Source organism: Arthrobacter sp. MA-N2, from assembly GCF_000517125.1.
Lineage (GTDB): Bacteria > Actinomycetota > Actinomycetes > Actinomycetales > Micrococcaceae > Arthrobacter > Arthrobacter methylotrophus.
In genome coordinates this window covers 1727158-1740966 of sequence record NZ_KI912155.1, presented here as the reverse complement: position 1 = coordinate 1740966, position 13809 = coordinate 1727158, and the positions used below count along the sequence as shown (strand labels likewise).

General features: G+C 64.0%; 9 protein-coding genes. 5 read left to right on the top strand and 4 right to left on the bottom strand.

Translation table 11 applies throughout. The features are described from left to right. Positions 1-62: 62 nt before the first annotated feature. The gene (locus tag A3M3_RS0108870; RefSeq protein WP_028266028.1) at positions 63-836 is read right to left on the bottom strand and encodes an N-carbamoylsarcosine amidohydrolase; all 774 of its coding nucleotides are present in this window, start codon (positions 834-836) and stop codon (positions 63-65) included. A gap of 349 nt (positions 837-1185) precedes the next feature. On the opposite strand from A3M3_RS0108870, the gene A3M3_RS0108865 reads away from it, so the two are divergent. Together A3M3_RS0108865 and A3M3_RS0108860 are read left to right on the top strand one after the other, a co-directional pair. After that, positions 1186-5052, top strand: a complete 3867-nt coding sequence (locus A3M3_RS0108865) for a hydantoinase B/oxoprolinase family protein (RefSeq protein ID WP_028266027.1) — start codon at positions 1186-1188, stop codon at positions 5050-5052. A gap of 117 nt (positions 5053-5169) precedes the next feature. Beyond that, positions 5170-6537, top strand: a complete 1368-nt coding sequence (locus A3M3_RS0108860) for an MFS transporter (protein ID WP_028266026.1) — start codon at positions 5170-5172, stop codon at positions 6535-6537. Between the two features lie 135 nt (positions 6538-6672). On the opposite strand, the gene A3M3_RS0108855 is transcribed toward A3M3_RS0108860, so the two are convergent. After that, positions 6673-8829, bottom strand: a complete 2157-nt coding sequence (locus tag A3M3_RS0108855) for an amylo-alpha-1,6-glucosidase (protein WP_028266025.1) — start codon at positions 8827-8829, stop codon at positions 6673-6675. A gap of 178 nt (positions 8830-9007) precedes the next feature. Beyond that, positions 9008-10621: a phospholipase D family protein gene (locus A3M3_RS0108850; RefSeq protein WP_028266024.1), complete on the bottom strand. Its 1614-nt coding sequence runs from the start codon at positions 10619-10621 to the stop codon at positions 9008-9010. Between the two features lie 214 nt (positions 10622-10835). Here A3M3_RS0108850 and A3M3_RS24390 point away from each other — a divergent pair, with 214 nt between their 5' ends. The 3 genes from A3M3_RS24390 (at position 10836) to A3M3_RS0108835 (ending at position 13290) form a co-directional block, all read left to right on the top strand. After that, a complete protein-coding gene (locus tag A3M3_RS24390; RefSeq protein WP_051423059.1) occupies positions 10836-11693 on the top strand; it encodes a phosphatase PAP2 family protein in 858 nt (285 codons plus the stop codon). A 414-nt stretch (positions 11694-12107) separates the two neighbouring features. Next, a complete protein-coding gene (locus A3M3_RS0108840; protein ID WP_028266023.1) occupies positions 12108-12938 on the top strand; it encodes a response regulator transcription factor in 831 nt (276 codons plus the stop codon). A gap of 211 nt (positions 12939-13149) precedes the next feature. Then, positions 13150-13290: a hypothetical protein gene (locus A3M3_RS0108835; RefSeq protein WP_155854344.1), complete on the top strand. Its 141-nt coding sequence runs from the start codon at positions 13150-13152 to the stop codon at positions 13288-13290. Between the two features lie 141 nt (positions 13291-13431). Here A3M3_RS0108835 and A3M3_RS26935 read toward each other — a convergent pair whose 3' ends face one another. Beyond that, positions 13432-13797, bottom strand: a complete 366-nt coding sequence (locus A3M3_RS26935) for an IS3 family transposase (protein ID WP_028266021.1) — start codon at positions 13795-13797, stop codon at positions 13432-13434. Positions 13798-13809 lie beyond the last annotated feature (12 nt).

Genomic DNA, 13809 nt, shown 5'->3' with positions numbered 1-13809 from the left:
AGTGTGAGGATCCAATCAGGCCGCGGATGCCGGACCGCGGGGCTCCGAGGGTGCGGTGCGGCTCAGGCCGGATCCGCGGGGGCCGCCACCTCGGGCTGGGGATCCGAGAGGGTCTTCGGGACTGTGTCCTCGAACTGCGGGAGGCCGTTCAGGTATTCCACCACCGAATCAGTGGACTCCACGTCACCGAACTTGTTGTCGATGTCGTAGAGGTTCCACTGCACGACCCCCGGGACGCGGTCGCCGATGGTCTCCCGGGGGATGATCGGGCGGAAGCCCTTCGCGATGGCGTCCTCGACGGTGTGGCGCACGCACCCGGCGGCGGTCGCACCGGTCACGATCAGGGTGTCGACACGGTTGGAGGTCAGGAAGAGCTCGAGGTTCGTCCCCGGGAACGCCGAGGCGCGATTCTTCTCGATCACGACCTCGCCCTCCGCGGGCGCAATGCGGTCGTCGATCTGCGCCCAGTAGGAATCCGCCGGAAGGGTCTCCGTGGGGATCTTCGAGTACCACAGGCCCATGTCGTTCGTCCCGGAGGTGGCATCGCGGTTGCGATACACGTTGGTGGTGTAGAAGACCGGGACACCCTTGGCGCGCGCGGCCTCGTTGATCCGCTGGACGTTCGGGATGATCGTCTCCATGCCCGGGCAGCTGAACGGGTGGCCCGGACGGGTCCACGCGTTCGCGAGGTCGATGTGAATGACGGCGGGGCGGTTGCCGTAGCCGATCCGACGCCTGAAGCCTCGCTCGTTGTAGATGTCCGTGCCTGCTGCGAACGCCTCCTCCAGCACTGCTGCAAGCCGGGCTTCGATGTCGTTGAACGTCTCTGTTGTCATGGCTGTCTCCACTCTCTCGGGACCGGATTTCCCCTGTCCGCAATTTGTTGCTGTGCCATCACAGTAGTTGCTGAATGTGCAACATGCAATCCCTTTTTTAGATTGCCCGGAATTCCCCACATCCGGCTTGAATGGACAAAGGAGGTGCCTCAAAAAAAGATCGGCCAGCCATTGCATGTTGCTCCCACGGGAACTACATTGCTTAGTAAGCAACTTTGTGATCTACAGCACACTGATTTGCGGTCTAACCCCAGTGGACTCCAAACCGGGGCTCGCCTAATGGCCGAGAGGCCCACCCAGGCTTTCCCCTTCAACGCAGTCCTGAGCCTCACTTCCGAAAGGACCCATTATGAAGCGCATCGGAGTAGACGTCGGCGGTACCTTCACCGACTTGTATTTCTCGGACGACGATCAGCGCATCGCCGTTGTGGAAAAGGTTCCCTCGACCCCTCACGACCCTTCCGAGGCCGTGGTCAACGGCATCATAAAACTCTGCGCGAAGGCCGGGGTCTCGCTTTCGGAGATCGACCAGCTGGTGCACGGGACCACGGTCGCCACGAACACCGCGCTGACGCACACCGGCGCCGAGGTCGGGATGATCACCACCGAGGGCTTCCGGGACATCCTGCACATTGCCCGTCACAAGAAGCCGTACAACTTCTCCCTCCAGCAGGATCTGCCTTGGCAGACCAAGCCCCTGATCAAGCGCCGCCATCGGCTCACCGTCAAGGAGCGCATCACCGCGCCGAACGGCGACGTCCTGGTTCCCCTGGACGAGGACGAGGTCCGGGAGCGCGTGCGCGAACTGCAGGCGGCCGGCGTCGAAGCCATCGCCGTTTGCCTGCTGCACTCCTATCTGAACCCCGCCCACGAGCAGCGGATCGGGGAGATCGTCGCGGAGGAGTTCCCCGAGGCTTACCTGTCCCTTTCCAGCGAGATCGTGCCCTTGTACCGCGAATACGAGCGGTTCTCCACCACGGCGCTGAATGCTTACGTCGGCCCCAGGGTCTCGCGTTACCTGCACCGCTTGCAGGAGCAGGCTGAGGGCTTGGGCTACAAGCGGGAGATCCTGCTGATGCAGTCCTCCGGCGGTATGGTTCCGATCAAGGAGGCTGCCAAGCGGCCCGTCACCCTGATGATGTCCGGACCGGTCGGCGGCCTGATCGGCGGCATGTGGGCCGGTCGCCAATCCGGCTTCGACAATGTCGTCACCCTGGACATCGGGGGTACCTCGGCGGACATCGGTGTGGCCTACCAGGGTGAACTGCGCATGCGTCACCTGCTGGACACCAAGATCGGCGACCACCAGGCAATGGTCCCCATGGTGGACATCGACACCATTGGGGCCGGCGGCGGTTCCATCGCCTACGTCGACGCCGGCGGGGTCTTCCGCGTCGGTCCCCAGTCGGCGGGAGCTGTCCCGGGCCCGGTCTGCTACGGCCGCGGCGGGACGGAGCCGACATCGACCGACGCCCAGATGTTGCTGGGCCGCATGCGTCCTGACCGCGTCCTGGCAGGCTCAGGCATGGATCTGGATCTCGATGGCGCCCGAAAAGCGATGGAAGGGCTCGCGGAAAAGCTCAACATGTCCGTGGACCAGGCAGCCCTCGGCGCCCTGCAGATCCAGAAGTTCGGCATGACGCAGGCGATCGAGCAGAACTCCGTGCGCCGCGGCTACGATCCTCGCGACTTCACCCTCGTCGCCGCCGGGGGTGCCGGAGCGCTGTTCGCCTGCGAGATCGCAGCTGAACTGGAGGTCCCGAAGGTTCTGATCCCGGCCCACCCCGGCATCATCGCCGCCACCGGTCTGCTGGCCACTGACGAGAAATATGAGTTCGTCGCCACCAGGCGGTTCACCTTCGCCAACGCGGATCCTGCCGCCATCCAGGCCTCCTACGAGCAGTTGGAGCGTGACGCCAACGCCCAGCTCGATGCCGAGGACGTCCCGGCCGAACGGCGCAAGCTTGAATGGCTCGCCGACGCGCGCTACGAGGGCCAGGGATACGAGATCCGCTTCACCGCCCCCGCCGGTCCGGTCAATCAGGTCTGGCTGGAAAAGGCCGAGGCAGCCTTCCACGACGCCCACTTTGAGGAGTACGGCCACCGCTTCAAGAACGGCACCGTGGAGGTCATTAACATCCGGGTCGAGGCCAGCGCGGTGATGGATGACCTGCCCACGCCGGAAGCGACCAAGTCCGGTTCCCTCAAAGATGCCCTGGTGGAAACACGCCCGGTGACCTTTGAACAAGATGGCAAGCCAGTCACCTTGGACACCGGCTTCTATGATCGCGACAGGATGGGCGTGGGAATCGCCTTCGCCGGCCCCGCCATCATCGAGCAGTACGACTCCACGACGGTTATTCCTCCGGGATTCTCCGGAACGGTGGACGCAGCCGGCAACCTCGTCATCGACTGCCCGGCCGCCGCCCAGAGCGCCGAGAAACTGGCCACCCCGATCCTGATGCGCGTGATCGGCGGCGCCTTGAACTCAGCGGCCAAGGAAATGGCCTCGGTGCTGTTCCGCATGGCTTACTCCTCGATCATCCGCGAGTCCGAGGACCTCGGCGCAGGCCTGTTCGACAAGGACGGCAACGTGCTGGCCGAGTCCGACTCCACGCCAATGTTCATGGGCTCCATGCCCAAGATCGTCAAGGGCGTGATCTCGGTGCTCGGCGACGACATCCACGACGGTGACATCATCCTGCACAACGATCCGTATCTGGGCGCCACGCACTCCCCCGATGTGGCGATCATCGAACCGATCTTCCACGACGGGGAGCTCGTCGGCTTCGCCGGCGCCTCCGGCCAGCTGATCGACAATGGCGGCGCGTACTCCGGGCTGATGGTGGACATCCAGGACATCCAGTCCGAGGGCACCATTTTCCGGGCGGTCAAGATCTCCGAGAAGGGCGTACGCCAGGAGTCACTGATCCGGCACATCCTTAACAACACCCGGACGCCCACCTCCAACGAGGGCGATTTCCAGGCCATGATCGCCGCCTGCGAGTTGGCCAAGACCCGCTACACCGCCCTCATCGAACGCTACGGTTTTGGCGCGGTGCGTGAGGCCGGCCAGAGCTGGATCGACTACTCCGAGCGGATGCTGCGCCAGGAGATCGCCAAGATCCCCGACGGCGTCTACGAGACAGAGGTCGGCTACCTGGACGACGACGGCCGCAACTACGGCAAGAAGCTGCCGATCGTCGTGAAGGTGATTGTCGAGGGTGACGAGATCACCTACGACCTGACCGGATCGTCCGAACAAGTACCCACCGCCTACAACTGCGCTTTCGAGGGCACCACCGTCTCGGCGTTCACGTTCATCACCCGCATGATGTTCCTGGACGAGGTCGCCTTCCCGGTGTTCGTGCCCCAGAACGAGGGCATGCTCAAGCCGTTGAAGGTGATCGCCCCGGAAGGCACCATCTTCAACCCGAAGTACCCGGCGGCGACCTTCTCGCGGTTCTCCCAAGTGCAGCGCGCCGTCGACCTGGCCCTGCGGGCCCTCGCCCCCGTTATCCCCGAACGGGTCACCGCCGGCAACTCCGCCCACATCCACTTCATCTCCTACTCCGGATGGGACGAGAAGCAGGGCGAGTACTGGGTTTACCTCGAGGTCAACGAGGGCTCCTACGGCGGACGCGCCACCAGCGACGGGCCGGACTCCGTGGACAACCTCATCGCCAACACCCGCAACAACCCGATCGAGGAGCTCGAGTGGCGGTTCCCGATGCGCACCGACCGCTATGAACTGCGTTCCGAGCCGGCAGCGGCCGGGGAGTTCCGCGGCGGCATTGGCATCATCCGCGAGAATACGTTCCTGACCGACACCGCGATCACTTGCGAGGGTGAACGCCACGAGTCGGATGTACCGTGGGGCGCCTTCGGCGGGCATGAGGGCCTCAACGGATCGCTCGTGAAGAACCCCGGCCGGGCGGGCGAAGAGTCCTGGCCCTCCAAGGTCACCGGCCGCCAGCTGCTGGCAGGAGACTCCCTCCAGATCACCGTGCCCAGCGGTGGAGGCTTCGGCGACCCGCATCGAAGGGACCCGCTGAAGGTCCTGGAGGACGTGCTGGACGGCTTCACGACCGCGGAGGCGGCAGCCCGGGACTACGGCGTGGTCCTCAAGGAGGTCAACGGCCAGCTGACGGTCGACCTGAAGGCCACCGCCGAACGCCGCGAAGTTCTGGTCTCCGAGCTCAGCCCTACGAGCTGATCCAAGAGCAGCAGTGAGGGGCGGGCTGGGGACCAGCTAGCGACCCTGCCCTCCAGACCGCCCCTTCGTTCCCTACTCATCACATCCCCCAACTCTCCCCGTGAATTAGGAACCGATATGTCCACTGTCCCAACCTTCCAATTCGTCGAGTCTGATGTCACTCCCAAAGACGTCCGCCTGGCCACCTGGATTTGCTTCTTCGCCTGGACCTTCGCCGTCTACGACTTCGTCCTGTTCGGCAACCTCCTGCCGAAGCTGGCCTCAGACCTCGGCTGGAGCGCTGCGCAGTCCACAGGGATCAACACCTGGGTGACTGCCGGTACCGCACTCGTGGCCTTCGCGATCGGCCCGATCGTCGACCGGATCGGGCGCCGCAAGGGCATCCTGATCGCCGTCAGCGGTGCCGCCGTCGCCTCATTGCTGACCGCCACGGTCGGCTGGGTTGCGGGCATCGCTGCCGGCCTGGGACTCGTCTTCCTGGTCCTCGTGCGTTCACTGGCCGGCCTCGGTTACGCCGAGCAGGCCATCAACGCGGCCTACCTCAACGAGATGTTCGCGCACAGCCACAGCAATCCCGCCATGGCTCGCCGTCGCGGCCTCATCTACTCGCTCGTCCAGTCCGGTTGGCCGGTCGGATCCGTACTGGCTGCCGGGTCCGTCTACCTGCTGTTCCCCATCGGCGGGTGGGCGCTCTGCTTCGCCGTGGCCGCCATCCCCGCCGTCTTCATCGTCCTCGCCGGACGCTGGCTCAAGGAGAGTCCCCAGTTCGGCCACCGTCACCAAATCGACAAGATGATCAAGGACGGCCGGGTTGAGGAAGCGCAGCAGCTCGGTATCAAATACGGAGTCGACGTCTCGGAGAAGTCCAGCCCGCTCGTCTCGGTCTTCCGCGGGGAATCACTAAGGTCAACCCTGACGATCGGTGGAGCCTTCCTCCTGAACTGGCTGGGCGTCCTCTCCTTCGCCATCCTCGGCACTTCGCTGCTTACGGCCCCGGACGGCAAGAACGTCGAGTTCGACAACGCACTGCTGGTCCTTATCATTTCCAACGCCACGGCCTTCGCCGGCTACTTGTTCCACGGCTGGTTGGGCGACCGGATCGGACGCCGTAACGCGATCGGGATCGGCTGGATCCTCTGTGCCGTTTCCTTCTTCACGATGCTTCAGGCACCGAACGGGAACTTCCCGCTCATCATCGGGCTGTACAGTGCCGGGCTGTTCTTCCTCATCGGCCCCTTCTCCGCCCTGCTGTTCTTCACCGGCGAGAGCTTCCCCGTCCACACCCGGGCAACGGGCAGCTCCATCATCAACGCCTCAGGCCAAGTCGGCGCGATCGTCGGTGGACTATTGATCACAGCCACCCTCGCCGCCGGCGCCGGCTGGATCAACGCCACCCTATGGTGGGGTGTCATCCCTATCCTGGCTTCCGGACTGCTGATCTTCGCCGCCCGGAACGTCGACCCCGGCACGGTCCGCAAGGACTGACAGGCCAAAGCGCACCACAAACACCATCCGCACCGCGAGAATTCCCAGAACCCCGGGAGTTCTCGCGGTGCGGACGACTTTAAGATGCGGACGATTTTAATCTGCAGGAACAAGCGGCCGGGCCCGCTCGTCCGGCTAAGCGTCCTTGCGCGACTTGGCCTGCTCCACTAGCTCGGTCATCCATGGCCGGTGCCCTCGGTGGAGCACCATGCCCTCGGGCAGCCCTCGGACCGAGGCGGCGGAACCGGAAATGTCGATGGAGATCCGGCCGCCTGCCATGGGCGCATTGGCGACGTGCAGCTCGCCGTAGGACTCCGGCAGCACCGGGTCCAGCCACACGCCCCCAAGAGATACGTGCGCGTCGTACCGCATCAGGCTTGTCACCAGCAGGACCGGTGCGGTGGCGGACCAGGCCTGCGGCGAGCACGCCGTCGGATACGGCACCGGCTGGCCGAACCGTTCCCGGTCAAAGCCGCAGAAGAGCTCGGGCAGCCGGCCGTCCGAGTACTCGGCGGCCTCCAGGAGGGCCGTGGCGATTCGCTGCGCTTCCTCGACGAAACCATAGCGCACCAGGCCCGCCGCAATAATGGCGTTGTCGTGCGGCCAGACCGAACCGTTATGGTAGCTCGCCGGGTTATAAGCTCCCATGTCGGAAGCCAGTGTGCGTACCCCCCAGCCGGAAAACATCTGAGGGGACATTAGCTTCTCGGCTACCAGCGGCGCCTTGTCCTCATCCACCAGACCGAACCAGAGGCAATGGCCCATATTAGAGGCACAGGCATCGACCGGGCGCTTGTCCTTATCCAGCGCGATCGCGTAGTAGCCGCGATCGGGAAGCCAGAACTGTTCGTTGAACCGTGTCTTCAGCTGTGCCGCCCGGTCGGTGAGCTCGTCAGCCAAAGCCGTGTTGCCGGCGTCGTAGGCCATCCACGCACGCGCCATGTAGGCCGAATAGACGTAGGCCTGGACCTCGCACAAAGCGATCGGCGGTTCCGCCAGGGTGCCGTCCGCGAAGTTGATCCCGTCCCAGGAATCCTTCCAGCCCTGGTTGATCAGCCCCCGATCATTCAAGCGTTCATATTCGACGAAGCCGTCGCCGTCGCGGTCCCCGTAGTCGCGGATCCAGTCCAGTGCCCGATCCGCGTTGGGCAGCAGGGCGGCAATGGTCTCCTTGGCGAACCCCCAGCGGCTGACGGCTCCAAGCACGCTCACAAAGAGCGGGGTCGCATCGACGCTGCCATAATATTCTGGCTTACCGCCCAGGGACAGACCGCTGGAGACACCGAGCCGGACCTCGTGCAGGATCTTGCCCGGCTCCTCCTCACTCACCGGGTCAAACACCCGGCCTTGGCGGTCGGCCAGCGTCTGCAGCGTGCCCAGGGCGAGGGACGGGTCCACCGGCAGCGCCATTTCCGAGGCCCAGAGTGAGTCGCGCCCGAACAGAGTCATGAACCAAGGCGCCCCGGCGGCGACTACCACCCGGTCCGGATGGTCGGGGTCCTCGATCCTGAGCGCGCCCAGATCGTCGTAGCTGCGTTGCAGGGTGCGTTCGATGGAACGGTTTCCCATCCGCAACACCGGGATCCTGGCCACCCACTCCAACCGGCGCCGGTCCCGAGGAGACATGCTCCCTGGCTCCGGACGAACAAACGGTGCCGCCGGACCGGTCCCGTCCAGGGCCGGCACCACGCTCAGTAGGGTGCTCCAGTGGCCGTGCGGCGGGACAACTGTGCGATATATCAGGGCGTCCGGCCCGACATCGGCGCCGTCGGCGTGGATGACAGTCCCCTTGCGGGCATCCTGCCAGGCGGCCTTGATCGTGAGTGAACCAGCGTCCGGCTGCCGGGTTTCATCCCAGTGCCGCTGGATGCGCGCTTCCTTGACTTCGAACAGATCGGCAAAATCCGCTTCGATGCTGAGCGAGACCACACATTCAACCGGATCCAGCGAATAGTTCCGGACGGTGATCTCCTCCAGGATGCCCGCTCCCACCTCGCGCAGCCGCTCCACAATCAAGGGGCTGTCCGCATACCCGTCAGCACGGGCAACACGGCCGGCGAACAGCGCCCGGTAGGGTTCCTTCATTTCCGCTGCCAACGGCTCCAGCTGCTGGCCGTTGACGGTCAGGCTCCAGCGGGACAAGATGCGCGTGTCCTGGAAGAAGACCCCGTGCGGCATCTCGGGTTGGATGTCCCCGTTCGGCAATGAGATGCAGAATGACGAACCTTCCACCAACGTGATCGTCCCGGCACCCATTGGGCCGGCCGCCGTATCGGCATTCCATCCAGCCATTTCCGGCTCCTCAAACGGATATTGGCGCGGTACGGCAGCGGGCCAGCCCCGGTCAGGCTGGGAGGGGCGGCCACCGCCGTCGTACTAATTGACGGTACGCCCGTCGGCTCCTCCCTGCCAGAGGCCGCGTTGACTCGTTGGAAACCTCCGCGAAGTGGGCCGGGGACGGTCCCCGGCCCTAGAACTGGGCGGTGCCGCGCAGCCGGCGCGGACGGCCGTCGGGGTCCACGACGAGGCGGCCGATCAGATCCGCCCAGGGACGTTGCAGCGGGGACACGGGCTCCGGAGTGTGCCGGCGCACGTGTCCGGAGGGGCGGGGCGGGCGGCGCCCCGTCTCGTGCCAGTGGTCGAGGGTGTCGGCAGTGGTGTTCCAAAGCTTGAGCCCAGCCGCCGGGTCGTCGAGTCGGGGATCGTCCTGGTCCAAGCCCAGGTGTTCTGCCCAGAGTTGGAGCCGGAGCCCGCGGGCCAACGGCCGGGAAGCATCGTGGCCGTTGGCCGGTCCCCGGGATTCCCGTTCGTCGGCAGTGGTGTCGAGTACGGCGCAGGTGAGTTCGCTGTCGGTAGTCCAGGATCGGCGGTTGAAATTGTCTGAGCCGCAGGTGAACCAGGTGTCGTCGATGATGCAGATTTTGGCGTGGACGTAGATTGGCGTTCCGGAGCTGTTCTCCAGGTCGAACACGCCGACCCTGCCGGGTGCGACCCGGCGCAGCATTCCGAGGGCACGTAATTGCCCGATTCGGCTAGGCGGTCCCGCTAGTGGGCCGTCAGAGTCGGGATAGCGGGGCACGACGGCGATCACGTTCAATTCGCGGTTCCGCTCGAGGGCGTCAGCGATTCCGGCTGCGACCTCTGTCGACCACAGATACTGATCCTCGATGTAAATCAGCGAGCGGGCACGAGCGAAGGCTTTCGCATAGCCGCGGGCAACGCTGCGTTCCCCTTCCGGCGCGAACGGAAACGGGGGACGTTTCACCCCATAGGTGCGCAGCAGCTGCACGGCATGAGGGCCGGCCGGTGGTGGTGGCGGTGCAGAGGCCGGTAGCGGTTTGGGGTGCCGGGGCATACGGGCCAGGCGTTGCAGCAGCATCCGATACGGGGTGCGTCGGTCGAGGGGATGGGGGTCATTCCACCGTTCGGCGAACACTGCCAGCACATCTGCGACCACGGGGCCACGCAGTTCAAGTGCGGCGTCGTGCCACGGGGGTCGTTTCCCGTACCGGGAATCCATGGTCACCGCTTGCGGGTCTCCCGCGTGGTCGGCGTCGTCCCGACGACCGTGGGAAAGGTCGAGCCCGCCAACGAATGCGACGTCCCGTGCCGGATCGTCACGACGGCGGATGACCAACATTTTCTGGTGATGGGAGCCGAACCGGCGTACACGCTGATCCAACAGCACCTCTCCGCCGGCGTCGTTGATCTTACGGCTCAGGAGCTCGTTGGACCGGCCGCTCATTGGTGCCGATACTCGCTCTCCGTGGGATCTCCAGACAAGGCCCCGCACTTCGACCCCTGCGCGGGCCAATCCCGCGAGCACGTCCCCGATCGACGGTCCATCCTCCAGCAGCCGCTCATCGGCGTCGCCCCGCCAGTCGGTGAACCATACACGGTCCCCCGCCTGCAGAGTAGTCAGCTCCTCATGTAGTCGGGCGAAGTAGCTCGCTCCATGAATCAAGGGCCGAACCAGGTTGCCCTCAGACCACGACGGACACCCGGCACTTCCCGCGTGCACGTCTGTGTCCAGATTCCCCCGCTCAGCGCGACTCAGGAACCAGGTACCGGCATCACTGTCCACTCGATGCTCCTTTCGGGGCCGGGCCTGGCCTCTGGTGTCCGGTCTCCACATAGCCTACGGCTGCACCGGTCAGTGAAAGACTAGGCATGGACTGGCCCGCGTGGGCAGTGTGCACGATTCGACCCCACAATAATGGAAGATAAGCTTCCTTATTAAATATTTATGCAATGTAAATCTGTGCAACGTAAATTTGTGCAATGTAAGGCGGAAAACGATGGGTGTTCGCGCACAAGGCGCATCGGACGACAAGTCAGCGGGAGGCAAAGGCGAACTGACCGAAGACCGCTTCGTCGGTGACACTGATCTGGCCCGGTGGAAGACCCCGGCAGGCAGGTGGCTTGCCGCCCGTGCACAGCGGCTCAGCGCACGTCTCGGCCCATACGGCGTGCTGATCCTGACCCTTGCCGCCGGAGCGATCATCGCATCGCTGCTGGCCTTCACGACAGGCTGGGTCTACGACGCTGTGACAGAAGCAGATGGCGTGGCCGCCCTGGACCATCCGGTATTGGAGGCGGCGAAGACCCTGCGCAGCCCCGCACTGGACGTCGCAGCCACTGCCTACACCGACCTGGGCGGAGGAATCGGGATGCCGATCCTGGCCGCGATCGCCACGGCCGTGCTGGTCCTCCGCCGCCGCTCCTGGACCCCGGGGATCCTCATCGTGACCGCCGCAGCCGGCTCCTTGTTCATGACCATCGCCGGCAAGCAGCTTGTCGGCCGCGCGCGGCCCCCGCTTAGCGACGCCGTGCCTCCCTATGAGTATTCCCCCTCGTTTCCCAGCGGGCATTCGCTAAACTCGTTCGTGATCGCCGGAATCGTCGCTTACGTGATCATCCTGCGTTGCCACTCCCGCCGGGCCCGCGCCTGGACAGTTACCACCGCGGCCCTCTTCGCCCTGACTATCGGCCTCAGCCGAGTGTTCCTGGGCCACCACTGGTTAACCGATGTCCTGGCGGCCTGGACCCTCGGCGCCGCCTGGCTGGTCCTGGTCTCCACCGCCCACCGCGTTTACCTCACCGCCAGAAAGACTCAAAAGCTCAGCCACTCCCGGGGCGAGACTCCGGGCGGATGAAGGAGGGGCTGGGGCCAATCCGGATCGCGAACAAGCCACCGTCCGGGAAACGCTTCTGCTTGCGCCCCCATTGAGCGCCCGACGAACATCAGCCACATGCGGAGTGAAACACTCCAGACCAATTACATCTCTTTACGGAAAACTCAATCTCAATAAACACGCACTACTACAGCAACCTCAAGATCACCTCAAAATAGCAACAATTTTCGAAATTGAACCATCTCCGCCGGGTGGCTTCGCCAAGGCCGGCAACCCTTCTAAATGAACTAAACAAAACTGCACGGTTTGCATTAGTGAATATAAAATGAAATAGCTTTAGATCGTGTGCCGAAGGCGCACCGGCCGAGTGGACGCCGATTCAGGCCGGAGGCCGTTCAGCTGCGGCTGTAGTACGAGCTATGGGGGCATAGACGAATGGTCGGGCGGGGCATTGCCGTCGTTGTGGAGGACGACGAAGACGTGAGGGGAATCCTGGAGGAGGTACTCCGGCAATCAGGTTTTACCGTGCATACGTCATCCTCCGGGATCGAAGGTGTCGAGGCCGTCAGGGAGCACAACCCCGTCATCATCATCATCGATGTCGGCCTGCCCGATTTTGACGGGATTGAGGCTTGCAGGCGGATCCGCACCTTCAGCGACGCTTACCTCATCATCGTCACAGGAAGGGTCGAGGAGGCCGATGCCCTGATGGGATTCGAAGCCGGCGCCGACGACTACCTGACGAAACCGTTCCGTCCTCGCGAGCTGCGCGCCAGGATCACCGCCATGCTCCGACGCCCCCGGTCACTTAGCCCAAAGCCGTCGCTCATCTCTGCAGGCACCGGGTACCGGCTGCATCCCGAGCCTCTGACCGCGGCACCGCCAACCTCTCCTTCCGTTTCATCGGCCGAGTCGCAGCTCAGTCCGCTGACCGAAGGGGTTTCCGGTGGTTTCGAGCACAAGGGATTGACCCTCCATGAAGGATTCCGTGCAGCCGCAATCAACGGCGTGCCCGTTGACCTGACCCGGACACAGTTCGACCTTCTCCTGGTCCTGATGGAGAACGGACGGGTGGTCCAGACCAAAGCGGACCTGGTCCGCCGGCTGCGGAACGAACCCTTCAACACGGGCTCCCATGTCAGCACCAGCGAGGAACGCACCGTCGAGGTCCATCTAGGCAACCTGCGCAAGCGCCTCGGAGACAGCTCACGCTCTCCGCGCTGGGTCGAGACCGTCCGGGGTGTGGGATACCGGCTGACCCCGTAACTATTCCGAAACGCAACGAGGGGCGCTGGCCAGGTATTTTCCTCAACCGGCTTCGGGATGAGCATGTCAAAGATCAAGAGTAATCAGCACAAACTTTTGCGCTCCTGCTGCGAATGATTTCGCAAATAGTGCGAAATCATTCGTGACGTTTTTTGTCATGGATCGGAAAAATATAATGATGACCATAACGTCGTATAGGAAGTTACTGGTGATGAAAACAAAGTCTCCGTCATACCGATATTTTGAAAAAGAGGAACGGCGCAGCCGCCGGATCAGGATTGCCTCGTACGTGCTGGTGGGGCTGCTCGCGATCACCACGGCCGTCGTCGTTTATTACGCGTTGACTAAATAGTCTGTCAAGCCCCGGGTTTGATGGAGACGTTTTTAGTTCGGATACGGCAGTAGTTCCGGTGCCGGGTGCCCGGCGTGGAGATGTTCGTATTCGGTAGGTTGAATGGCGGGTAGACCCAGCCGGCGAACGTGCGGACATACTTCATGCCGCGACCAATAGCCGATTCGGCGCAGCTGCGGCAAACCTGCGCTCGATCAAATCCGAAGGCCGTCCGGTCTGCGGTGCGGGCTTCGCCGCGCACGGGCCCTTCGCCCGAGAGATAGCATCCAGGCCTTGGGCCCGCATGAGCCGTTCCACCGCGAACTGCGCGGCCGGTATGTTCCGGCCGCGCAGCTCCTTGCAGATCCGCTCGACTCCGCGTTCGTCGCGGTGCTTGTCGACGAAGTCACACATCACCTGGACGGGCGTTCGAGCTCCGCCCTGGTCGCCGGATCCTTTCTTGCCTCGACGGCCATCCGGGCCGCACGTCCACGCAACTCGATCGGGCACTTCCCTTTGTGCTGGCATGGGAAGCATCCT